Genomic DNA, 22,837 nt, shown 5'->3' with positions numbered 1-22,837 from the left:
GATGAAAAGATTTGTACGAGTAATAGGATGGATTTTATTGCCCTTTGGCATTGTTGCTTTAGGTTTGGTTCTCTTTTTCTCGTACAGGCAAATGCGTTCGCAATCACAGTGGGTGCATCGCGACGCGACCGCAATTTTGGAGGTCAGATCTGATCAGATTATTCGCGAGTTGGCAGGAAATGCTTTGTGGAATCCAGCCGCCTATTTTGGAGGCGTCAGTGATACATCGGCTAATGCCGATCTGCACAAACTACGGCCGTGGAATTTAGGTGTTTCGATGCCTGCGAACCTGTATTTTTTTGATATGCCTGCCGGAAGTAATGCTTATTTCACTATTCTAACGATAGATAATTTGTCGCGACTTCAACAGGTATTACCCATTATCGAATGGCAGATCGATCTGCCATCCGATAATTCAAATCTTTGGTCTGCTAATACCGCAAACAAGCGCTTCTATATCGTTGGCAACGAGCAACAGGTGGTCTTGGCGTGGAATCCAAAAAAGACCGATGAAGTTGTCGAACTGATGACACAAATACTGACTTCACAAGACGACCTTGTAGAGTTCGCCACGCTGAAGGATAAAAGGCCTAAATCCGCTAAGGGAGATGTTGTTTTTTGGCAGCTAGAAAAGGAAAACTTTGGGTCATTGGATTTTATTGCTGGTCAACTAAGTGTAGCAGGTTTATTGGATGATACAGAAAGACGATTCAGCAAAAAAGCGATAGGTACAACTTTTCCGGAGGATAATATTCTGTCTATACGGCTTCAAGCCGACGTTCGCCCTTGGCTAGCACAACATCAAGAAATGCTATCTGCGCAGGGACTGCCTTGGCAAGATATTGAACCCTATTTAGGAAATTACTGGGAGTTGCAATGGAAGAACGAAGCAGTAATACAAGCCGATACCATCATTACATACGATTATGATGATAACTTTGAAATGGTGGAAAAGCGCGAGCTACGAAATGAGACCGTGCCTGCTATAAAACTGTCATTCATGGCATCACCACATCTGTTATCATACTTGCCAGAAAAGATGTTTTACAAGTTTTATAAGCAGCAAGCTGGACAATTACTTTTATTAAGTACCGATAGCCAACAAGCTATTAGTTCAGCGGAGTTAGCACCGCAAACAGATCTATTTTATTTACGGTATCGACAACCAGAGATATGGGAAGCACCAATACCGTTGCCTGCATGGTTCGAAATAATTCAAGAAGCAACTGTCAAAGGAACGCGTGATGCAGAAACTGTGATAAATATATCAGGTACAGTCCAATTTAAAGACGCAAAACTGCATCCGATCAAGCAATTGTTAGATCGTTACTAAGTCTTACTACGAATTTTTAAAGACTGGTAGGATAGTACACATGGTACACAAGACAATTCCGAACAGGGAAAATACGCCGTAAGAAAAGCGCAAGCTCGACAGTTCGGCGATATAACCAATCAACGGTGGACCGATCAAAAAGCCAAGGTAACTCAAACTTGAAACCATCGCTAATGCCATGCCAGAAGAAATGGTTGGATGTTTGCCCGCTACCGAATACACAACAGGCACGTTACAAGCAACACCAAGCCCAACTAGCATAAAACCCAAAGTACTTGCAATTAGGCTAGGATAGGAGACGGCGAGTGCCATTCCCAAAAACATTAAAATACCACTTCCTTGCAACATTCTTTGTCTTCCAAATCTAGAAAGTGCTTTATCGCCTACAAATCGAGCCAAAGCCATCATCACCATAAATGCCGCATAGCCCAACACAATAAGACTCTTTGGCGCGTGCACTACTTCATCGAAATACACGCCAGACCAATCGAACATAGCGCCTTCGGTCGCCATGCTACAAAAGCCAACGACGCCTAAGGAAATCAATAATTTATCGGGCTTAAAAGCAAAACCGCCTTTTTTAGTTTGTATACCCGATGGCAGTGCCAAATATTTCCTGTTCAACAGATTCAGTGTCCATACGATACCGGTAATGATTAGAAAATGTGTTTCTATGGAGAGCTTTAGCGTCATGCAGATCAAGCCAATCAAGGCACCGGTAAAGCCTGCAATGCTCCATGTGCCGTGAAAAGATGACATGATCGAACGTTCATAAATTCCTTCTGCCAATACACCCTGCGTGTTTACCGAGATGTTGCACATATTGCCAATGATGCCGAAGAACAGGAGTGCCGCGCCCAAAGCCCACATATTCGGTGCTAGTGCAATCGTAAAAAGGTTGGCTACATATAAAAATCCAACGATGGGAAGCAAGCGATGACTTCCGTATTTAGAAACGAGACGTCCTGACAGAGGCATGGTTAATAATTGACCAATCGGCAACATCAGCAGCACAGTTCCAAGCTGTGCCTCAGAAAGTCCAAGATGCTGTTTGATCGTAGGAATTCTACTGGCCCAAGAGGCAAAAGCAAGCCCTTGACAAAAATAGAAAGCAGCAACGGCTAGACGAATTCTACTTTTGTTCACAGAAATGTCTACCGTATCTTGGTTCACATTGGATACCGTCATGATGTTTTATAGATGTACCGCAAAGGTAATCAAAAGCGTACATTGTCAAAAGCTTAGATCATGCGATTCCGAAAAATTGATTTTATACCTTTAAGACGGATTTTCAATCCAGTTCTTTAGTGTTTATTAAATAAACGATGCAAAAGAGAATTCTTCTTTTGCATCGAAATATGATAGTAAATGCCTCTGCTAGCTCGCGTGATACATCGCGAAAGCTGAGTGAATCACCAAGAGATTAATCTAGAAATGAAAACTGATTTTCGAATAGATGTCCGATCAGAGGTAACGGTTTGCGAACTTCATTGACAGCGTTCAGTACGCCGAGCACGATAAAAATAAGGAAGATAATACCGATAATGTTGATGACAAATGATAAGGCAGCAACAACGCTAACCAATATATATCCGACAGCGTTGATGATCACACCTGTTAATAATAGACCGAAACCTTGCCTCAAGTGATAGAGGCTCAAACTGTCACGCTGATCCTTGCCCAAGAAATAAGCGATTAACCATAAAATACCGAGATAACTTAAAATTGATTGGGTTTTAGAATTCATGTTTATCTTTTTAAGATGATGTACGTGATAGGCAATATGGAAACAATGCCAACTGTCTAATCCTTAGTCCAATATACAATTTTTCTGTGTCATTGTTTACGCTAACAATAGAAAAATTTTTACTGACAAAGAAAGACTTATGAAAAGCTTTTTAGGTGGGATAAAAACTCGCACCTTTTAACTTTCGTGTAACAGGATGAAAAGGACAATCTCTTATATTTGATCATTTGAAATAACATAGTTATCAAAACATAAAGATGCTAAAACCATCATGCTACTGCAATACATCAAACTTCATCAAATATTGTAAGTCATCCTATTTCGGTACAAATAAGATGACTTACAGGATTTAGATCTGCTCCTCTATAGATGGTAGTGGATGTTGCACTTGCATCACTTGATGAAACTCTTGGATAAAGCGATCCACATTCTTTACACGATAATAAGAGGCAACTTCTAATTCTATCGCTTTATTATTTTTTGATACATCCACGAAATGTAGATGTACCGAAGTACCCGTGTAGATCATATTGGTAGTGTGACGTACAGCCTGTACTCCTAAAAAGTGCTCAAAACTGTATTCCTTATTCATGTAAGAAAAGAGTGCTGTCCTTTTCAAAGTGCGTTGTTGAGGATCAAAGATGAATTTGATAAAAACACTATTCACGAAGACAACGACCAATAACAAGACAAACACTTGTGCAATATGGATGCCGATGGTTTTCTCCGGCACGCCTAACGCAATCCAGATGGACATGGTGATGAATAATAACCCATACAATACATGCGACAACTTAGCACCTCGCACCACATATTGATCTCCATCTTGCCGGAAATATCGTAGCGAAGTCAACGGTACGATCTCTGGATTTGATAGTTTGTCATGCTGATCGAAGAATGCATGTATTTTAGGAATCACTTCGGTCACAAAGGCTAATGCATTTTCATCATTTGCTTTGCTGTAACCGGATGAGACGGCAATGCCTCGGCCATAGCGCGCCTTCTTACGAAACAGTTTGTAGCTATAGCCACCTAATCCACTCTGACTAACTACATTAATACTGTGTAATTCGTTAAAAGGAATGCTTCTAGTCGTAAGTACTCCTAACCATTTATGGTACAGCGTACCCGATTGATTATCGAAGACGATGCAATTTCGAGCCGATGCGCCGAAAAAGATGGTAAATAGTAACCATATTAAAGCGATTGGCCAAAGCGACTTTAAGTTTTCATCCTGATTATATAGCAGAACGAACAAGCCAATCCCCATGATCAATAAGAAGATGGCTATCATGCTGAACGTCCGTTGAGGATATAGCACAATACGGTCAGGCGTGATTTCCCAACGCGTTTGATAGAAACGTTTCATAGAGGTTTTACTGCTCGATGTCTATACCATTAACAGCAATCTCTTTACAGCTAAATGTCATCGCAGAATTGCCATATGATTCGCCGTAGGTAGACATTTGCTGGGAAAAACTTAGTACAGCAGCGTCTTTGAATGTAATGGTACGGTCGGGTGTGCGCGCATAAGTATCTACGACAGTGATCTTCCCATCGAAGCGCGTCTGTTTCTTAGAGAAAATGCGCAACATATCATCACTGATTTGATGAGCATCTACACCGAGGTATATGTTGCCAACATAATAATCAGTAGTCGTCGGTTTGACCGTATCTTTCGCCGTAGACGGCAAGGTCTCCACATTCTCTGGGTTTCGAGAGAATGACGTGCTGACACCTGTCAGATCTGTTACAATCTCTTTCCCTTCAAAAGTAATTGTCAACTGTATTTTGGTGCGATTGTCACTTTGTTGGGCAAAGCCATTAGAACTTAGAATGCTCGATAATGCAAGCACAAAGATTAATACAAACGTTTGTTTCATATATTTAACAATAGATAGTGAATTTTTGTAATAACAATTATTATTCCACTATCCTCCCTTTATCAGTACGTAAGACTTGTGTGCATTAGTCCTGAAAGTTATATTTGATACATATGATGTTGATTAGAAACCTATTTTTCAGTTTTTTCGTTCTCCTTTCCTTTATAAGTAAAGGTCAGACTTACCCTACTCTCGGAAGAATAGAGAGCATTGATGTCTCCTTCAAAAATATCGTTGATCCTGATCAAGTTATAGAAATACTAGCAGATAGTATGAAGTGGGCAGAAGGTCCAGTTTGGGTGCCAGAGCATGGCTTTTTGTTATGCAGTGACCCAACACGAAATACCATCTATAAATGGCGTGTAGAAGATGGTTTTCAACCTTTTTTAATGCCATCTGGTTATACAGGTTTGCATCCTTACAGTAGTGAGCCGGGTTCTAATGGTTTGTTGATTAATAAGGCAGGCGAACTTGTAGCGTGCGAACACGGAGATCGGCGTATCTCCAAGATGTCTTTGAGCAGGGGCGGTAAGGTTACGCTCGCAGATTCGTGGAATGGCGAACGACTGAATTCTCCCAATGACCTATGTCAACATAGTGACGGTTCTTACTTCTTCACAGATCCGCCTTATGGTTTGCCCGATCGCGAAAAAGATACCCTTCACCGAGGGATAGCGGAAGACGGCGTTTATAAGATCACACCGAATGGTACCGTTGAACAGATCTTATCAGATTTACAGAAACCAAATGGTATTGCATTTTCGCCAGATGAGTCTGTCTTGTATGTAGCCTTGAGTGATCCTAAAAGACCACACTTATTGGCCTATTCATTTCGCGATGGCAAGATCGTTGGTAAGGGAAAAGTTTTGTACGATTTTAGTAAGAGTTTGGCAGACGAAGGAGCGGTGCCAGATGGTTTTAAAGTGGATGGTCAGGGTAATATTTTTGTTGGAGCGGGCAAGGGAATCGCTGTGCTTAGCAAAGAAGGAAAACTCCTTGGTCGTATTTACACTGGTGTAGCAACGGCGAATTGTGCTTTTGGTGCTGACGACTGGTTGTACATTACCGCTTCAAATTATCTGCTCCGTGTCAAGCTTAATACTTCGTCACTGTAGCATATTTTAAATTATCTTCTACAGTTATAAAAAGAATCGGCTTATCTTTTTTGATAAGCCAATTTTGTAATGATTGTACTTTTATTTTTTTACCGGATTGTGATCAATCCATTCCTGTATGATGCGCCAATCATAGTAATGGAATATGCGGCTATTGCTCATAGCTACCAACATGCCTTCTGGGAATTTTGGTCCAAGATTCAAGTTGATTGCATCGGCGCCATCACACTCTACAGCAGAAACTGGGATTTCGGAAAGCAAGATATGCGCATGTGGATCAGATGCTGTTCCTGCTCTGTCGTACACCAAAAAAGAATTTTTCTGTTGGTCTGATACCAAGATATATCCAGCACCATTTTCTTTTTTATAAATCGCAATACCTTCGTGATCGCGTAAGGCGTCTTGCTGACCAAAGAATGCCAATTCCTCATTGCCGTGCGCAGGATCAGCGTAATATTTGCGAATACCAGCCGTTTCGTCCGAACAATAGACATAGCCCAACTCATTATCGACTGCGATGGCTTCAATCTCTTTTTTGCCACTATACGTGCCAAATTTACGGACCACTTCACCGTGCACGATGCCATTTTGATCTGCAGCAAGTTTGTATTGCCAAAGGTAAGTGCCCGAAGGACCAGTCTTACGACCAACGATCGCGTAAATAGTGCTGCTTGTTGAATCGATTTTTTGCGTGTATAAAGCGATGCCCATGCCATCACGCTCGTCTTCGCCTTGCTCGCCTTCAAAAATTGGTATGCCACCGTTATCAATCGGTTTCAGATCTGGTAAAGAGAAGATTCGGATTGTATTTGCTTTGCGCTCTGTAATGACAGCAATATCGGTCTTTACGCCGTTAATGTCCAATCCATAGGCTACGTCCACATTATTAGGGCGCTGCATGTCCAAGAATTTGTTGACAATTTTTCCTTCTAAATCGTAGAGATATAGACCTCCGCCAACTTCCTTATCCGTGCCAATAACCAAACTTTTGGTTGGATCAGTAGGATGTATCCAAAACGCAGGATCGTCTGTGTCGTGCTCCGTTGGTTCAGTGATGATCGTTGGTTTTAATGCGTTGGGAGCGACGCTGGCTAAGCGATCGCCACAAGAAGTTAGTAAACAAATTGCTAAACTAAGGTTGATTATATGTTTCATTTGTGTCAGTAGAGTTATTTATCCGTATTGTGTTTATAGAGTACAGCAGCACCTTTTGGATCTGCTTTGACGACGTGCACCGTCAATTTGTTGTTCACGATAGAAAATGTCATAAAACCAGGCTCTGTAGCTGCGAAGATAGTACCTTCCCGTTCACCGGATTGGCGCACCTCGCTACCTGCTCCAGAAAGATATTGCGTCGTATATCGGCCAGCTGGTTTGATGATTTGGAGATCGTGTTCATGGCCGCAGATATATGCATCCACCTTATATTTGTCGAAAAGATCTGCAAACTGCTGCTCGAAAAGTTTTGTGTCTGCATTTTCTTTGCGCACGCCACCGCTATACAGAGGATGATGGCCTACCACGACTTTCCAAGCGATCGAAGGATCATTCTTAGCGAGTTCACGTTCCAACCATTGGCGTTGCGCGGCCGTATCCTGCTCCGCAATTTGAAGGTATTTTTCAGGGTTTTTGTGATAGCTTTTGATGAATGGGTTGGTGTCGATTACGAGCATTTGCATTTTCTTGCCATTTTCCAATTCAAATGTTTTGCTATAATAGCGATCCGGCATATTCCATCTTCTACTCACTTCAGTGTAATCGATCTGTGCCTGCACATTCCCGCGGTAATCATGATTACCTAATGCGACATACCAAGGTCGGTACAAGCTGGGATCTTTATAAATCTCTTCGAAAGAAGATATCCAATGATAATCTTGTGTGCTTTGCACGCCATCTGGGTAAAAGTTGTCACCTACAGATAAAATAAAATCTGCATCAAGTACAACTGTAGCATGTCCCATTTCACGGGCCACGTCGCGTTGGTAATAATCTCCCACACGGCCAAAATCGCCAACTACGACGAAGTTAAAGCTATCTTCCTGGTAGGTGATGCCTGGAATATTTTTTCCAGAATAGCCCGTCTGCTTTTCGTACTCAAAAGGAGTTACCTGCTCTTGCGCAAGGCTCGAAATGCATATGCCGACCGTTAAGAATGTAATTAGTAGTTGTTTCATGTTTGTTATCGTGTTTAAAGCAAATGCAACAAAACCGAAGTTTTGTTGCATGTTGTTGAGTGATGATATTAGCAGAGTACTAGAGGTCAAACTTAAGACCAAGTGTATATCTCGCACGGTAATATTCTAATTGCATCATGCGCTCTGTGCTACCTTGGTAGTAACGCAATGGTTGGTTAGTCAAATTATTGGCTTCAGCGAAAATACGCAGTTTAGGTGTAATCTTATAAGAAGCATTCGCATCTAAGAAAAACTGCTTGTCATAATATGCATCATTAAACTCCGATGCACCAATTTCATCTAGATAGGCTGCTGCAAAATTACTGGATAAGCGTGCTGAAAAGCGGCTGTTTTCCCAAGAGATAGAAGCATTGAACATGTGCGGTGCTGTTCTAGGCAATCCAAGACCAGTACGTTCTTCACCATCATCGTTGGTAATGCCCTTGGCAACCGACTTAATGTACGTATAGTTCGCATATACACCAAATCCCTTCAAAAACTTACCCGGTAAGAAATCCAATTGACGTTGGAAGGCAACTTCCAATCCGTATACATCTACATTTTCACCATTACGCGCTTGCACGAAAGTCCATTGATCAGTAGCGTTTACAGGAATAGGATTTGATATCCCTGGAAATGCACTAGCAAACTTCGCATTGGTATAATTCACATCACTATAATTGTAAATGAAGTTTTTCATTCGCTTATAAAAAACACCTCCAGATACCAAACCGACGTTTTGGAAGTAATTTTCCGCCATAAAGTCGAAGTTGTGCGAGTAGGTCGCTTTCAAGTTCGGGTTACCAGCTGTGATCTCTCTGTCCTCTGGAACACTATTTACATAGGGAGCTAAGGCGTAGTAGTTTGGTCTAGCTAAACTAGTTGTATAAGCCGCGCGCAAGATAAAATCATTGGTGACATCATGTTTGAAAGAGATGCTTGGTAGAATATTGATGTAATTGTTTTTGTTGTTTACTGCACCCAGCAAATCTTCTTCACCTTCAACATAATTACCTGTATAGTTGATTTTGGTCAGTTCCATACGTGCTCCAATAATCATAGAAGTACGTTCGGTTATATTTTGATCCCATCGTACATAATTGGCAAAGATCAGCTCTTTTGCACTGTAATTTACGGCTAAGTATTCCGATGGATCAGCTTCTTGTGTAAATAAGCTAGAGTTAGTGAAATCTAATCCACCTAAAAAACGCTTGTCTACAAACGATCCCGGTGTGTACTTGCTACCAGCAGCGTAGTTGTCACCGCTCCAATTCTCCAGCGGAAGCGTGCTCATATTTCCAAACGGTGTGGTAGGCGTATAGCTATAAAAGATATTGTCTCGCGATTTTGTTTTAGCACGAAGTCGCGTACCAACACGAATACGACCCTTTTGATCGGATATAACACTGAAAGGGAAACGTACATTGGCTTTAAAACCAAATTCATCTTCGGCCGTGTAGTTATGGTTTTCTGTTAATTGGTGCAGGTTGAAGATCGAATTATCCTGGTATGGATCGACCACTAATGGTCTGTAAGTATCGCTCAGATCCTGATCTAAACGAATACTGTTTGGCGATTGATACTGTATGTAGCGTTCGTTCGGACGATCTTCCAGTGCTTTGGAATAACTAGCTGCCCAGTCCAAATCTACCACAGAGCTTAGCAAGTGCTCTCCTTTGACAGAGAAATTCATCACCTTCTGTGTTTCTAATCGCGTATTATCATTCAAGCTATTTCCGATACCGCCTTTAGTCTGTCTACGAACACGTCCCGTATAACTTTGAATATCATCATTCCAAGTCAGTCCAGTGTATCTCGTACGGTAACGGTTCTCCCGGTCATCACGCCAATTATAAATAGCATTCAACTCGATGCGGTTGCGGGAGTTAATCTCATAATCCGTCGCTAAGGATACGCTTCGGCGAATCCGTTGTACATCGTACTTGCGGATATCCATTTCGCTCATCGCAATGCGTCCGTCTTGTTCTCTCCAAGTTGCTTCCACGTTGTCAGAGCCGAAGTGTTGCGCTTGTAAAGTACCACTTACTACGACGCCAAGCTTATTATCCATAAAGCGATTTCCGTAAACAAGTGCGCCATTGTACAAACCTTTCCCGCGGATAGGCGCATAGCCACCACTCATCGTTGCCGAAAAACGTTGTTTGTTTGGTACAGCACGAGTCACCAAGTTCACCGATCCACCAATCGCATCGGCATCCATATCTGGCGTGAGTGTTTTGTTGACTTCAATAGTCGAAATCATATCCGCCGGAATCAAGTCCATCTGTACGTTGCGGTTATCGCCTTCGGCGGATGGAATACGGTCGCCATTGATCGTTACGGAGTTCAACTCAGGCGAAAGACCACGAATAATAATATTCCGTGCTTCGCCCTGATCATTTTGCATCGTAATGCCTGGTACACGTTTTAGCGCATCTCCAATATTTTGATCGGGGAAGCGACCTACCTGATCAGAAGATATGATATTGGTAATGTTGCTATTATTTTTTTGTTGATTTAAAGCTTTTGCCTGCCCTTTAGCGATATCACCAATCACGCTGATTTCATCCAAAGAGTGGCTCAATGGCTGGAGTAAGATCTGCAAATTTTCTTGTTTACCATTGGTCGTCACTTCTTTTCTGTACACTTGGTAACCCATGTAATTGACTGTAATAGTGTAGGTGCCAACAGGTACACCCAAAAACTCGAATGATCCTGTTGCGTCTGAAACAGTGTGTCGGTTCGTTTCTTCTAAACGAAGTGTAGCACCTGGTAAGGAGAAGCTATCACTGGCATCAAGGACTTTTCCTTTTAAGATGGTGGTTTGCGCAAAAGTGTTGGAACACAATAGTAACAAGGCAAACGTGTAGAATAATTTCATGTAGGTATCTGATTTTCCACAAAACTATTACCTCTACAATAAGTGTGAGTTATTGGCATGTTAAGCTTAGGTTAAGCATAACGTAGATGAACTGTCTTCAAGACTCATTTCGTATCTGTATCTTTTTTATTTACGTTTTTATGTGGTCAGCGTGAACAAATAGTTAGCTTATATAATTTCTAGACGTGAAGAATCACAAATCGAGTTTGATACCCAATGTATAGCGGGCACGATAATATTCTAATTGCATCATTCGTTCTCTGCTTCCTTGGTAATATCGCAACGGTTGATTAGTCAGGTTGGTCGCTTCTGCAAAAATCCGGAGTTGTGGGCTTATTTTTAACGCTGCATTCGCATCTAAGAAAAACTGCTTGTCATAATATACATCTTCAAAATATGTTCCGCCGATGCCATCCAGATATGCTGCCGCAAAATTGCTCGACACGCGTGCTAGGAATCGTTGGTTTTCCCAAGATACCGATCCGTTGAACATATGAGGAGCTGTTTTTGGCAAAGAAAGACCAGTACGATCTTCGCCATCTACAATGGTAATACCTCTGGCAATAGATTTTATATAAGTATAGTTCGTGTATACCGCAAAACCTTTGAAGAACTTGCCTGGAAGAAAATCCAATTGCCGCTGGATGGCGATCTCCGTGCCATATAAATCCACAGCGCGGCCATTCCGCGCTTGTCTAAAAGTCCATCGATCCGCGTTGTTGCCGCTAATAGGATTGGGCAAATCTGGGAAATCAATAGCAAATTTGTCTTCAGTATAGCTGAGATCGCGATATTGGTATACAAAGTTGCGTAAACGCTTGTAGAATATTCCGCCAGAGACTAGACCAATGTTTTTGAAATAATTTTCAGCCATCAGATCGTAGTTGCTGGAGTAGGTCGCTTTCAGATTTGGGTTGCCGGCTTCGATGTTTCTATCTTCGGGAAGGCTGTTGACAAACGGAGCTAAAGCATAATAATTGGGACGAGCCAAGCTGGTCGTAACAGCTGCGCGTAAGATAAAATCATCAGTGACCTGATGCTTTATAGTGATGCTAGGCAGCACCGTCACATAACGATTTCTGTTGGTGATGGTTTCTAAAAGATCTTGTTCGTCTTGTACGTAGTTGCCCGTGTATTGAAGCTTTGTCCATTCTAAACGTGCACCCAGAAAGACGGCAGTACGATCCGTAATGTTTTGATCCCAACGCACATAATTTGCGAATATCAATTCTCTAGCTTGCACTTTAAAAAGTACTCATTCGTAGCCATTCATCCCCCAAATGGCGAGCCTGTCTCTATTTTTCACGCCAGATGCCAAAATTGCTTTTTCCTTCTGTGTCGTTTGTTACCATAAGTCAAGGTAGTTAACGCGGTAATTTTGCTATGTAGAAACTCTAGCGTTACAGTCAGGAAATTGGCTTGCCGTATTCTTTAAATTATCGCCAATGGCCTCGTGTAACAATGGCATATTGGTTGTGCCTTTGGTCTGAAAACAGGCATTTATTCGTTAGGTTTATATAATGTCTTACTACTGGTATACTTATTGTGTAATTTTGGTAGTTTAGGTTAAAAATTCATTTAAGGATAGTAAAGTTATGATAAAATACCTTTTTGTAATCGCTCTGCTGGTTAGTGGTCCATTATATGTTCAAGCACAGGAATTGAAAGCTGTGAATTACCAAGACGAAAATCAGAAACTCTCTGGCTTAGTCACGTCTAATGCTAATAAGAAACTACCGGGTGTGCTCATATTGCCGGCATGGAAAGGGATTGATCAAGAAGCAAAAACTGCAGCTCTAGCACTAGAGAAGCAAGGTTACATTGCACTCATTGCCGACATATATGGCGAAGGAAATATTCCAGAGGATAATGAGGCAGCTAGTAAGATAGCGTCCCAATATAAAAACGATTTCCAAACTTATCAGCATCGTATAGCGCTTGCGCTAGCCGAGCTAGAGAGGACTGGAGCAAATGGTCAAAAGATAGCAGTCATCGGATATTGCTTCGGAGGTACAGGTACGCTAGAAGTCGCCCGCGCAAATATGAAAGTGGAAGGAGTGGTATGCATACATGGTGGTTATGCGAAAGATGCAGCGAGAGAAAATAAACCCATTCGTACAAAAGTATTAGTGGAACATGCTGCAGATGATAAATCCATTTCTAAAGAAGATTATGATAACCTCGTGCAGGAACTGAAGGACGGCAAAGCAGATTGGCAAATCATCACCTATGCCAATTCAGAACACACTTTTACAGATCCGGCTTCTAAGGATTATAATCCTATCATGGCGCAGCGAGCGTGGAATCATACCTTATTGTTTCTAAAAGAAGTACTAAACTAAATCCGTATGAAAGCGTTCCTAATCCTACTAAGTACAGTGGTGCTGTTGATACAAAGTTGTGTGGGCATAGCGCCCGATGATGAACTGATCGAAGTAGCACAATTTGATAAAAGTATGGCTATTGGATTGAGTGTCAATCATAGTAATCGGATTTTTGTGTCGTTTCCTAACTATGATGGTGCAGGCAATCTAGCATTAGCAGAATTGATAGGTGGTGAGCTAGTGCCATATCCAAATGCAAAGTGGAATCAAAAAGGAGCGTACGAAAATCATTTTTTACGAGTGCAGGATTTGTTCGTTGATGCAAATGATTTTTTATGGGTTTTAGATTCTCGGCCTGCACCTGCGGGCAATATTTTTGCCAATAGTGTAGTAGAGGAGGAAGGTCTATTTAAATTAGTGAAGATCAATACTAAAAACAATCAAGTAGAAGATGTCTTCTTCTTTGACGACTTAGATAAGTCCAAATCTGCGCTCAATGATGTGCGTATAGATACGGACAGGAGTCTGGCTTACCTATCAGATCCAGGTCTCGCATCTATCGTAGTTTTAGATTTACAGACAAAGCAGTCCCGAAGTGTACTGTCGCATACGGCATTCACTCGAGCTGAAGATATAGTCTTAGAATATGACGGGGTCAAAATGCAAGATAACGATGGTAAGCCGTTTTCCTCAAACATCAATAGTATCGCACTAACACAAGATTTCAAATACTTTTATTTCAAACCCATCAATAAGCAAAATTTATATCGTATCGAGACCAATTATCTAGCTAATCCGCAGCTTAGTGATGCGGACTTGCAGGATAAGGTGGAAGATCTAGGTAAAGTCGGTATTACCCATGGGATGATAGCGGATAAGAGAGGTAATGTATACTTCGCTTCATCGGAAGAATATGCTATTGCGTACATAACACCCGACGGTGTAAGAAAAATCTTAATCGAAGATCCCAACCTGATATGGTCCGATTCTTTCGGCATCAGCTCAGACGATTATCTGTATTTTACCTGCGCACAATTACAACGTTTACCACAGTGGAATAATGGTGAAGACAAGACGGAATATCCGTATCGGGCGTTTAAGGTGAAGTTGCCGTTGTAGTTATGCTCTTTTTTATGTAATTAAATAGAATTCCGGTTATATGTTAGTACGATTCATGTTTCAACTTTCCACGGGATTCTTTCGATTCGTTACAAGTTGACTTCTATTTGAGATGTTGACGCATTGATTTGTAAGGTTTATAAACAACAAAACCCTCTTTATCTTGCTGATAAAGAGGGTTTTGTACCTAGGGCGGGAATCGAACCCGCACTCCCTTAACGGGAACAGGATTTTAAGTCCTGCGTGTCTACCAGTTTCACCACCTAGGCAATTGTGGAGCGAAAGACGAGATTCGAACTCGCGACCCCGACCTTGGCAAGGTCGTGCTCTACCAACTGAGCTACTTTCGCTTTTGGTGCTGCAAATATATAGGAATATTGCGGCTACGCAAAGGAAAAAATAAAAAAGTACCGCGAATGCAGTACTTTGTTTGTTGTTTGTGTTGGGTAATAATAGTTTAGAAAGAAAATCCGGTCGATAACTTATAGAACGATTCTGAGTTCTCGGCGATATCACCTGTCTTCACGAAGTCTGCACCCGCTGACAACCGTACAAAGCTTGCAAATTTTGGAACATTGAATTGTACATACGGTCCAAGCCATTGGTAGTAATCTAGCTTACCGCCGATATCATCTTTTGTTCTACGCAGATGTTCGAAGTGTGCTCCGAAGGAGAAAGCAGGACTTACCTTGTATCCAGCATTTGCCCAGTAATGCAAATAAGCCAAAGTAGATCCACCAACTGGCGCTTTGTCCGTAAGTGGCGCATAATAACCTGCGTAAATCTCTGATTCGAATTTTGGTATATCTACATTAAAGAAGACATTGGGTACGATACCATCACCTGCGATACCACCAAGCTGTCCATCGGCTGCTCCTTTAGACAATAAGTTTCCGAAAGTAAAGCCCAAGTTTGGGTTTAGGGTAATTCCTTCACTTAGATAAAGGTTGACACCACCACCGAACTCCGTCCAGTTTCCCCAAGCTGCTCCAGTTCCAGCTCCCCAGAAAATTCCGTAGGTCGATAGACCAATTTTGTCACTTAGCTTGTATTCTAATGTGAAATTGGGTGCGAATCCAAAGAATTGATCGCTGGTTAGTCCAAATGAGGCGGTTACATCGTCGGTTTGCGCCTGAACTGTAGTTAAATTTGTAAAAGCTACAATGATTGCAATGATTTTAGTGATTTTTCTTAATAGATCCATATTTTTTGTATTGAATTAATTGATTAATGATCAAATATATTTGAAATTTTCAATTATTAATAATAAATCATGTATATTTTTTAATAAATATTTTGTTTTTGTGTGTTTTTAGCAATAAAATGGTATAATAAAATTTGTTTTATGATTTTAAGGCTTTATAGTTTTGTGGTTTTTCTAAATTTTATGGTTATATAATTATTTATTCAATTTATTACCTCTTACAGGGTCTCTATTTGTTTTTTTATCATAATAATATCTGTGAAATGTTGATTTTTATCGGACGCATTATATTTGCGTATTCTTTTAGATTGTTCGAAAAAATAGTGAACTTCGTTTCTCAATTTAGATCCTATGTATTTGGTTTCCGACATCGCTAGTATTATCGCTGCGCAGAAGACTATCCTTCCTGTTGCTGATCATACTATTACCGAGCTCGTTTATGATAGTCGGCAAGTATATCAAGGGGAAAAATCTTTATTCTTTGCCATACGTGCTGTTCGAGATGGTCATCGGTACATTGCGGCAGCTTACGAGCGAGGAGTCCGTAGTTTTGTAGTATCTAAGAGCGATCTTGATATTTCCCTGTTCCCTATGGCTAACTTTCTTTGGGTGGAGGATGTTATCTGTGCTTTACAGGCTTTGGCTAGCTATCATAGAGGTCGATATCATTATCCAATTATTGGTATTACGGGGAGTAACGGCAAAACGATCGTGAAAGAATGGCTTTATCAACTATTATCTCCCGATAAGAAGGTTTATCAAAGTCCGAAGAGCTACAACTCCCAGTTGGGAGTCTCTCTTTCTCTTTGGCATTTGAGCGATCAATATGATATTGCGCTCATCGAAGCCGGAATCAGTCTAGAAGGAGAGATGCAACGCTTGGCCGATATGATCCAGCCAGATATCGGTGTGCTTACCAATATTGGTGTGGCACATGCAGATGGATTCTCAACTAAGCAGGCAAAATTGGAACAAAAATTAAAGCTGTTTCGACATAGCGAAGTGCTGATTTATCCAGCCAAGTATGTGGCGAACGAGCAACTTATAACTAGCGATAAACCATTATCTTGGGGTGTTGCGCCCGCCAATCATTGGCAGATCGAATCCATAGTAATTGGTGCTTCTTCTACGGATGTCATTATCCGAGAGCAACAAGAACGAATAGCGGTAACGCTCCCATTTGTAGATCAAGCGTCTATTGAGAATTGTTTGACTTGCGTCTTCGTGATGCGGCATCTGGATTATGATTGGTCTATGATTGCGCTACGTATCGGCAATCTGGAAGCTGTGGAGATGCGCTTGCAATTAAAGTCTGGCATCAATAATTGTTCAGTAATAGACGATTCGTATTCCAATGATTTGGGTGCGTTGAAGATTGCATTAGATTTTCTGGAGCGCCAACATCAACATCCAAAGCGGACGCTAATTTTGTCGGAAATCATGGGATTACCAGAGGCGCCCAAATATATCGACAAGCTGCGTGAACTGTTATCTGCCTATACCTTGAACAGACTTATCTGGGTGGGGACGACGGTGAACGCGCTGGAAAGTTTAGATTGTGAGGTGCTCACTTTTGCTGATACCGAGGATCTGGATAGGCATTGGCCTACTTTAGTCTTTTCGGACGAAACTATTTTGGTGAAAGGTGGTCGCGCATTTCATTTCGAAACGATTGTGAAGCGCCTTACCGCGAAATCGCACGGTACCGTCTTAGAAATTAATCTCAATGCCATAGAGCATAATTTGAGGCAATATCGTTCACTGCTGCCAACAGACGTAAAATTGATGGCAATGGTGAAGGCATTCTCGTATGGAAGCGGTAGTTTTGAGGTAGCCAATATGTTGCAATATAATGGCGTCGATTACCTTACGGTTGCTTTCGTGGATGAAGGTGTAGAGCTGCGACAGGGCGGTATTTCTTTGCCTATTATGGTGTTGAGCCCCGATGAATCTACGTTCGATCGATTAGTCAGTCATCATTTAGAACCGGAGATTTATAGTTTTAGAATTTTAAGAGCTTTTACGAATTATCTTGATCAAAGAAACATCGTCAATTATCCGATACATATCAAGCTGGATACCGGGATGCACCGATTGGGTTTTTTAAGTGTAGAAATTCCACAATTAATCTCGGAGCTGAAAGCGGCTAAAGCACTGAAGGTGCTCTCTATATTCTCGCATATGGTAGCTGCAGGAAGTCGTACACAAACGACTTTTACCGAGCAGCAGATCGCAGAATACGAAATCGCAGTGAATAGATTGGAGCAGGAGCTAGGTTATGAAGTGATCAAGCACATGTGCAATACTGCCGGTATTGTGCGCTGGCCATCCGCTTATTTTGATATGGTGCGATTGGGGATTGGTTTGTACGGTGTGGATTTGAATGCCAGCGGATTGGATATCTGGCCCACAAGTCAGTTAAAGACAACGATTACACAGATCAAAAGTTTGAAAAAAGGCGATACGGTAGGATATGACCGACGGGGTGTGCTAGAAAAAGATGGTCAGATTGCGACGGTCAAAATCGGCTATGCCGACGGTTACGATCGGCGTTTTGGGAATGGAATTGGGTATATGCTGATCCGCGGACAAGAAGTGCGTACCATCGGCAATATCTGTATGGATATGTGTATGCTTGATGTGACCGATCTAAATGTAGCGGAAGGTGATGAAGTACTCGTTTTTCCTGATATCAAAACCATGGCGCGCAACATTGGTGCGATACCGTACGAATTATTAGTCAATATCTCTGCGCGCGTAAAGCGTGTCTATTATTATCAATAACATATTATGTTTAGAAAGTTTTTCCAACGTTTCTTGTATTACCTCATCAAAGGTACTTTAGTAGTGATTCCATTAGCGGGAGCGGTTTTTTTGATTATCTGGTTAGTAGCAACTTTAGATAATGCGCTGAACCTGACACATCTGATCGAAGACGAGCACGGAGCGCCACGTTATATTCCAGGAATGGGCATTGTGACCGTCATTGTAGTACTGGTGTTAGTAGGATTTGTTTTTACAACATTAGTTACGGTGCCTATTCAGCAATGGATGGCCCGAATGGTAAATCGGATTCCGATTTTTAATACCTTGTATTCCTCTATTAAAGATTTTACAGAAGCTTTTGTAGGCGATGCTAAAAAGTTTAACGAGCCGGTTTTGGTCGAAATCAATGAGACAGGATTGAAGAAAATCGGGTTTCTGACACAGCGTAATCTCAAAGCTATTCATTTGGAAGGTGAGGTGTTGGTTTATTTTCCCTATTCATATTCATTTGCTGGGCAAGTGGTAGTGGTCAAGGCAGAACGCGTTTCTAAATTGCATATGTCGGCCACTGAAGCGATGAAACTAGTCGTGTCTGGTGGTGTGAGTAGTCTGGATTAACACCTTTTAAAGAGATTTAAAATGAGCAAATTCATAGCGCGTTTTTTTGGAAATAAAACAGAGGTGGATGTCCTCAGGATGGAGTTGCAAGCTCGGCTGAGCTTTCAGTTAAGTCAAAGCGATACGTCGCTTCTGCTCGGTTATGCTCAGGCTAATCGGTTAGGTGAATTAGGCAATTTTCAGAAAGAAATAGCAAGCTGCTCAATGTACACGCCTTGGTCCGTAGCGAAGGAAGTGCAGATGCTGCAGCATTATGTAGAGCATATGCAAGATATTCAGACCGAGGAGTTTTATTTACAATTTAATGCAAAGGTGTCTGATCATCCAGCACATATAGAACCGCTCATGCTATTTCCTTTGATACAGAATGCGGTGAAAAATGGCTATGCCTCTATGGCCAAGTTTCCGATCAAAGTACGTATAAGTGCTTCCGAAGGTGGTATTCTGCTTGAAGTGAGTAATCGTGTAAACCATTATGTAGAGAATCAGGGCGAAGACGAACTCATCACGTATTACCGCGAACGCCTGCAATTGTTCCACCCAGACAGGCATGAGCTGTTTGTCAATAGCAATTCCCAAACGTTCAAAGCGACACTCTTTCTCAAATACGAATAGCGTTTTTCCTTATTCCTCGTGGTATACAATAATAGGTACTTTAGTATGAAAGGTGAGATTGTGCGTGGTGCTATCTTTAAATAATCGGTCAAAGAAATTTCGATTTCTTTTAATCACCGCAAGCATATCAACATTGTTATCCAATATATAATTGGTAATGGTGTGCTCTACACTTTCTACTTTATCCAACAATTTAAACTGTACGGTATACCGCTTATGATCTTCGCACCATTGCTCCATGTGTCTACCGACAGTGGTTAGGTCAGATTGCGTCACGACGTGGATACAGGTGGTTTCTGCGCCAACTTCTCTCGCCATAATCAACGCTTCGCGCAATGCAATCTTATCCGTTTCTCTGAATAATGTGGTAAATACGACGCGATTGATACCACAAAAACGCGCATGTGGCGGCACGGCAATGACTGGCGTTTTGACCGAATCAATAACCGAAACTGTGTTGGAGCCAATTATCCTATCCAGAAAACCCGATTGACCATGCGTACCCATCACGATAAGATGAAATTTCTGTTTTTTGGATAACTCTCGTACCACAGAAGCAACAGGCCCTTCCTCGAATAGAAACGAGATGCGATCTTCTGGAAAACCATAATCCATTGCCTTTTGCATCAGGTGAGGGGTATTATTCAGAAACTTCTCTCGCTCTGTGCTTTCTACGTTCGCATACATTTCACCTAATATCTCCGGTTGCCCGGGATGTACAGAAGCAAAGACAGGCGACATATAACTATGTAGTACTTTCAGGTTAGCGTCGACACTTTTGGCCAAATGGATAGCATATATAAAAGCATTATCTGCCAATGCTGAAAAATCAGTGGGGAATAATATGGTTCTCATATGAAGCGGTTTATAAATGTTATTTTAAATTTACATTATTTTTCTGTTTTAAATAGAGGTGTTGCAAAGACTTTATTATTTACCTATGCTTGTAGCGCCAAACATACTTTGATCGTTTTGCTCTACAGATGGAATATGCAGTCAACAGAATCTGTACAAGCGGACAGAGATAAATCGAAGAATAGGCGTAACTTAAAGATATTGATTTAGCTCGCTTGGAAATTATACGGAAATATGTCATGCGTAAGCATCCACCGACATTAAGAGTCGCGCTGGAGGGTTGTGTGGTGTCTGATTCGGAGCACAGCAAAGCATTTATCTATAAAAAGTATTACGGGTATGTGAAGGCGGTGGTTTTGCGATATGTGAAGGTGGAAGTGGAGTCCGAAGAAATTATCAATGAAAGTTTTGTGAAGGTGTTTCGCAAACTACATAGCTTCGAACAGCATCCGGATGATGAAGTATTGGAAAAAACTTTTCGATCCTGGATGGCGCGTATTTCGGTCAATACGGCGATTGACATGTTGCGAGTAAAGAAGCAGATGCAATTCATTGATGACGAAGAGGGCACCGAGATTGGAAATCTTTCCGTCAACATGACGTCAAGTCTAGAAGCAAATGATATTTTAAAGCTATTAGATGGTCTACCTCCCATTCAGAAAGCAATCTTTAATTTGTATGAGATAGAAGGCTATTCACACGAAGAGATTAGTAAAATGCTTGATGTACCCGAAAGTACATCGAGAACTTATCTCACCAGAGCAAAGCAAAAGCTACGCATACTGTATAGCAAATTTATGGATCAAGAAAATATAAAATCCTAGTATCGGGTTTAACATGAAGGAAAAGAAGAACAGTCAAGAAAAGGACATTGTTGACCGTATAGTCGAACAGCTCAAAGCGTCTACCGAATTGCCTTATGAAGAGGGAGCTTGGGAACACTTTCGAAAAGATCACTTAGGTAAAACTACGCGCCAACGCGTAATACCGCTTTGGGTGCGCAGTGCTGCTGCTTGTGCGGCATTGGCCGTGTTAGGCATGTGGTATTTCAATTCGCAGTCTGATCTTGATCGACCTACTTTAAGTTCGCAATCTACAGAGCAAATTGCACCTTCAACTATTGATCAAGTTCCAACACCTCGAGCAGCGCAAAAATCGGTCATTGTGCCTAATTCGGCAGCAACACAGCTGATGGAATCATATCAACCTGTTTTGAGCGCAGCGCCAGACAGTCGCTTGTCTGCCATCCATGTGGTAGAATCTTGGCTGATGCCTACGCAACCTGTTTTAGTGGCGCAATCTGGAGATATACATAATGATATTAAGTTATCAGAAAGTAGATTGTCTTTTCTGCCAGATACGGATGATTCAGAAGTGTTTGCGAGAGAAGACGGTGTGTTCCCATCTGTTTTTGCAGATAGTAAAGGCGTCACTACTGCTGCAATGAAAGAAGTGGTGGGCGAAAGCAAGCGTTTTAGATTCAGTGATAAGTTCAATGTGGGTTTGGTAGTAGCACCTTCATCTACCGATCAAAAAGTTAACTTTGGTGGTGGACTAATGCTGTCCTATAATGTTACAAAACAATTAAGCGTGCGAACCGGTGCATCATTTCAGCAATACGAAGTGGGCGCGCTGCGAGATCCATCTCAAGTCGCTTCGATGGAAGTAGCTGCGGCACCAGAGCGACCATTACAAAACGATGTGGGGCTTTCCAGCAAAAGTTTAATGGCGCGTATGCCATTGATTCCCAATGTAAACTCCGTGACGGGCATGGTGCGCACCATAGATATTCCTGTAGAAGCCAAATATTCTTTTTACAAAGGTCTGTATGCCGGTGTTGGTGTTTCTTATGCGGCCGTGCTAGGACAGCAACGTTTTGCACACTATATTGAAAATGTGAATGCTAATCCGTATGCCGCGGGATTGCCGAGCAATGAAAGTGAAATGAGAGCGGCCGTGCAGCCCGTGGTACGTACCATGGAGTCGGCTAATACGAATGTGAATTCATCCGGTTTTGGTGGGTTTGTAAATATGTCGGTTGGTAAAGAGTTGAAAATTAGGCGTGGACCATCCGTTTCTTTAGAACCTTATGTGAAGTTGCCTGTCGGTAACTTCAAAAGAGCAGATATGAATTATACTAATGGAGGTCTGCGCGTTATTACCAACTTCTAAAAATTCGAAACAAGAAAAAATAATAGGTGAC

General features: G+C 41.6%; 19 protein-coding genes and 2 tRNA genes. 9 read left to right on the top strand and 12 right to left on the bottom strand.

Annotated features, from left to right (window positions below; all coding sequences use genetic code 11):
* Position 1 precedes the first annotated feature (1 nt).
* On the top strand, positions 2-1,333 hold the full coding sequence (locus GKO22_RS08990) for a hypothetical protein (protein ID WP_166334288.1): 1,332 nt from the start codon (positions 2-4) through the stop codon (positions 1,331-1,333).
* Between the two features lie 6 nt (positions 1,334-1,339).
* On the opposite strand, the gene GKO22_RS08985 is transcribed toward GKO22_RS08990, so the two are convergent.
* The 4 genes from GKO22_RS08985 to tssD form a co-directional block, all read right to left on the bottom strand.
* Positions 1,340-2,521: an MFS transporter gene (locus GKO22_RS08985; protein WP_166334286.1), complete on the bottom strand. Its 1,182-nt coding sequence runs from the start codon at positions 2,519-2,521 to the stop codon at positions 1,340-1,342.
* Positions 2,522-2,756: 235 nt separating this feature from the next.
* Complete coding sequence (locus tag GKO22_RS08980) at positions 2,757-3,080, bottom strand: hypothetical protein (protein ID WP_166334284.1); 324 nt, start codon at positions 3,078-3,080, stop codon at positions 2,757-2,759.
* Positions 3,081-3,429: 349 nt separating this feature from the next.
* Positions 3,430-4,449, bottom strand: a complete 1,020-nt coding sequence (locus tag GKO22_RS08975) for a hypothetical protein (protein WP_166334282.1) — start codon at positions 4,447-4,449, stop codon at positions 3,430-3,432.
* A 7-nt stretch (positions 4,450-4,456) separates the two neighbouring features.
* Positions 4,457-4,963, bottom strand: a complete 507-nt coding sequence (gene tssD, locus GKO22_RS08970) for a type VI secretion system tube protein TssD (RefSeq protein ID WP_166334280.1) — start codon at positions 4,961-4,963, stop codon at positions 4,457-4,459.
* Positions 4,964-5,235: 272 nt separating this feature from the next.
* Here tssD and GKO22_RS08965 point away from each other — a divergent pair, with 272 nt between their 5' ends.
* Positions 5,236-6,078 (top strand): SMP-30/gluconolactonase/LRE family protein, encoded by an 843-nt coding sequence (locus tag GKO22_RS08965; RefSeq protein WP_206367862.1) that lies wholly within the window; start codon positions 5,236-5,238, stop codon positions 6,076-6,078.
* An 81-nt stretch (positions 6,079-6,159) separates the two neighbouring features.
* On the opposite strand, the gene GKO22_RS08960 is transcribed toward GKO22_RS08965, so the two are convergent.
* From GKO22_RS08960 to GKO22_RS08945, 4 genes are all read right to left on the bottom strand, one after another.
* Positions 6,160-7,233: a phytase gene (locus GKO22_RS08960; RefSeq protein ID WP_166334278.1), complete on the bottom strand. Its 1,074-nt coding sequence runs from the start codon at positions 7,231-7,233 to the stop codon at positions 6,160-6,162.
* 14 nt (positions 7,234-7,247) lie between these two features.
* Positions 7,248-8,252 carry a purple acid phosphatase family protein gene (locus GKO22_RS08955; protein ID WP_166334276.1) on the bottom strand — a complete coding sequence of 335 codons (1,005 nt, stop codon included), beginning with the start codon at positions 8,250-8,252 and terminating at the stop codon, positions 7,248-7,250.
* Between the two features lie 79 nt (positions 8,253-8,331).
* Positions 8,332-11,133: a TonB-dependent receptor gene (locus tag GKO22_RS08950; RefSeq protein ID WP_166334274.1), complete on the bottom strand. Its 2,802-nt coding sequence runs from the start codon at positions 11,131-11,133 to the stop codon at positions 8,332-8,334.
* 193 nt (positions 11,134-11,326) lie between these two features.
* Complete coding sequence (locus tag GKO22_RS08945) at positions 11,327-12,376, bottom strand: TonB-dependent receptor domain-containing protein (protein ID WP_166334272.1); 1,050 nt, start codon at positions 12,374-12,376, stop codon at positions 11,327-11,329.
* 352 nt (positions 12,377-12,728) lie between these two features.
* Between GKO22_RS08945 and GKO22_RS08940 the strand changes: the two genes are divergently transcribed.
* Together GKO22_RS08940 and GKO22_RS08935 are read left to right on the top strand one after the other, a co-directional pair.
* Positions 12,729-13,475, top strand: a complete 747-nt coding sequence (locus tag GKO22_RS08940) for a dienelactone hydrolase family protein (protein WP_206367861.1) — start codon at positions 12,729-12,731, stop codon at positions 13,473-13,475.
* A 6-nt stretch (positions 13,476-13,481) separates the two neighbouring features.
* A complete protein-coding gene (locus tag GKO22_RS08935; protein ID WP_166334270.1) occupies positions 13,482-14,576 on the top strand; it encodes an L-dopachrome tautomerase-related protein in 1,095 nt (364 codons plus the stop codon).
* Positions 14,577-14,760: 184 nt separating this feature from the next.
* Here the strand turns inward: GKO22_RS08935 and GKO22_RS08930 are convergent.
* The 3 genes from GKO22_RS08930 to GKO22_RS08920 form a co-directional block, all read right to left on the bottom strand.
* Positions 14,761-14,845: transfer RNA gene (locus GKO22_RS08930), tRNA-Leu, on the bottom strand.
* A gap of 5 nt (positions 14,846-14,850) precedes the next feature.
* A tRNA-Gly gene (locus tag GKO22_RS08925) sits at positions 14,851-14,926 on the bottom strand.
* A 107-nt stretch (positions 14,927-15,033) separates the two neighbouring features.
* Positions 15,034-15,780 (bottom strand): DUF6733 family protein, encoded by a 747-nt coding sequence (locus GKO22_RS08920; RefSeq protein ID WP_166334268.1) that lies wholly within the window; start codon positions 15,778-15,780, stop codon positions 15,034-15,036.
* A 351-nt stretch (positions 15,781-16,131) separates the two neighbouring features.
* Here GKO22_RS08920 and GKO22_RS08915 point away from each other — a divergent pair, with 351 nt between their 5' ends.
* From GKO22_RS08915 to GKO22_RS08905, 3 genes are read left to right on the top strand one after another with little or no spacing between them, the layout of a single operon-like run.
* Positions 16,132-18,564 (top strand): bifunctional UDP-N-acetylmuramoyl-tripeptide:D-alanyl-D-alanine ligase/alanine racemase, encoded by a 2,433-nt coding sequence (locus GKO22_RS08915; protein ID WP_166334266.1) that lies wholly within the window; start codon positions 16,132-16,134, stop codon positions 18,562-18,564.
* 6 nt (positions 18,565-18,570) lie between these two features.
* Positions 18,571-19,164 carry a DUF502 domain-containing protein gene (locus GKO22_RS08910; protein ID WP_166334265.1) on the top strand — a complete coding sequence of 198 codons (594 nt, stop codon included), beginning with the start codon at positions 18,571-18,573 and terminating at the stop codon, positions 19,162-19,164.
* Between the two features lie 21 nt (positions 19,165-19,185).
* Positions 19,186-19,779, top strand: coding sequence for a LytS family sensor histidine kinase (locus tag GKO22_RS08905; RefSeq protein WP_166334263.1), 594 nt, complete (start codon positions 19,186-19,188; stop codon positions 19,777-19,779).
* 9 nt (positions 19,780-19,788) lie between these two features.
* Here GKO22_RS08905 and GKO22_RS08900 read toward each other — a convergent pair whose 3' ends face one another.
* A complete protein-coding gene (locus tag GKO22_RS08900; protein ID WP_166334261.1) occupies positions 19,789-20,634 on the bottom strand; it encodes a universal stress protein in 846 nt (281 codons plus the stop codon).
* A 239-nt stretch (positions 20,635-20,873) separates the two neighbouring features.
* Here GKO22_RS08900 and GKO22_RS08895 point away from each other — a divergent pair, with 239 nt between their 5' ends.
* The gene (locus GKO22_RS08895) at positions 20,874-21,458 is read left to right on the top strand and encodes an RNA polymerase sigma factor (protein WP_240920229.1); all 585 of its coding nucleotides are present in this window, start codon (positions 20,874-20,876) and stop codon (positions 21,456-21,458) included.
* 13 nt (positions 21,459-21,471) lie between these two features.
* Positions 21,472-22,806 (top strand): hypothetical protein, encoded by a 1,335-nt coding sequence (locus GKO22_RS08890; RefSeq protein WP_166334257.1) that lies wholly within the window; start codon positions 21,472-21,474, stop codon positions 22,804-22,806.
* Positions 22,807-22,837 lie beyond the last annotated feature (31 nt).

It is taken from the genome of Sphingobacterium chungjuense, assembly GCF_011316935.1.
In the GTDB taxonomy this organism is placed as follows: Bacteria; Bacteroidota; Bacteroidia; order Sphingobacteriales; family Sphingobacteriaceae; genus Sphingobacterium; species Sphingobacterium chungjuense.
This window is presented reverse-complemented; position numbering and strand designations above follow the sequence as displayed.

What these genes read in the sequence shown, in the direction of transcription:
- GKO22_RS08990 (WP_166334288.1), top strand. Translation starts at nt 2, where the DNA reads ATGAAAAGATTTGTACGAGTAATAGGATGGATTTTATTGCCCTTTGGC.
- GKO22_RS08985 (WP_166334286.1), bottom strand. Translation starts at nt 2,521, where the DNA reads ATGACGGTATCCAATGTGAACCAAGATACGGTAGACATTTCTGTGAAC.
- GKO22_RS08980 (WP_166334284.1), bottom strand. Translation starts at nt 3,080, where the DNA reads ATGAATTCTAAAACCCAATCAATTTTAAGTTATCTCGGTATTTTATGG.
- GKO22_RS08975 (WP_166334282.1), bottom strand. Translation starts at nt 4,449, where the DNA reads ATGAAACGTTTCTATCAAACGCGTTGGGAAATCACGCCTGACCGTATT.
- tssD (WP_166334280.1), bottom strand. Translation starts at nt 4,963, where the DNA reads ATGAAACAAACGTTTGTATTAATCTTTGTGCTTGCATTATCGAGCATT.
- GKO22_RS08965 (WP_206367862.1), top strand. Translation starts at nt 5,236, where the DNA reads ATGAAGTGGGCAGAAGGTCCAGTTTGGGTGCCAGAGCATGGCTTTTTG.
- GKO22_RS08960 (WP_166334278.1), bottom strand. Translation starts at nt 7,233, where the DNA reads ATGAAACATATAATCAACCTTAGTTTAGCAATTTGTTTACTAACTTCT.
- GKO22_RS08955 (WP_166334276.1), bottom strand. Translation starts at nt 8,252, where the DNA reads ATGAAACAACTACTAATTACATTCTTAACGGTCGGCATATGCATTTCG.
- GKO22_RS08950 (WP_166334274.1), bottom strand. Translation starts at nt 11,133, where the DNA reads ATGAAATTATTCTACACGTTTGCCTTGTTACTATTGTGTTCCAACACT.
- GKO22_RS08940 (WP_206367861.1), top strand. Translation starts at nt 12,729, where the DNA reads ATGATAAAATACCTTTTTGTAATCGCTCTGCTGGTTAGTGGTCCATTA.
- GKO22_RS08935 (WP_166334270.1), top strand. Translation starts at nt 13,482, where the DNA reads ATGAAAGCGTTCCTAATCCTACTAAGTACAGTGGTGCTGTTGATACAA.
- GKO22_RS08920 (WP_166334268.1), bottom strand. Translation starts at nt 15,780, where the DNA reads ATGGATCTATTAAGAAAAATCACTAAAATCATTGCAATCATTGTAGCT.
- GKO22_RS08915 (WP_166334266.1), top strand. Translation starts at nt 16,132, where the DNA reads ATGTATTTGGTTTCCGACATCGCTAGTATTATCGCTGCGCAGAAGACT.
- GKO22_RS08910 (WP_166334265.1), top strand. Translation starts at nt 18,571, where the DNA reads ATGTTTAGAAAGTTTTTCCAACGTTTCTTGTATTACCTCATCAAAGGT.
- GKO22_RS08905 (WP_166334263.1), top strand. Translation starts at nt 19,186, where the DNA reads ATGAGCAAATTCATAGCGCGTTTTTTTGGAAATAAAACAGAGGTGGAT.
- GKO22_RS08900 (WP_166334261.1), bottom strand. Translation starts at nt 20,634, where the DNA reads ATGAGAACCATATTATTCCCCACTGATTTTTCAGCATTGGCAGATAAT.
- GKO22_RS08895 (WP_240920229.1), top strand. Translation starts at nt 20,874, where the DNA reads ATGCGTAAGCATCCACCGACATTAAGAGTCGCGCTGGAGGGTTGTGTG.
- GKO22_RS08890 (WP_166334257.1), top strand. Translation starts at nt 21,472, where the DNA reads ATGAAGGAAAAGAAGAACAGTCAAGAAAAGGACATTGTTGACCGTATA.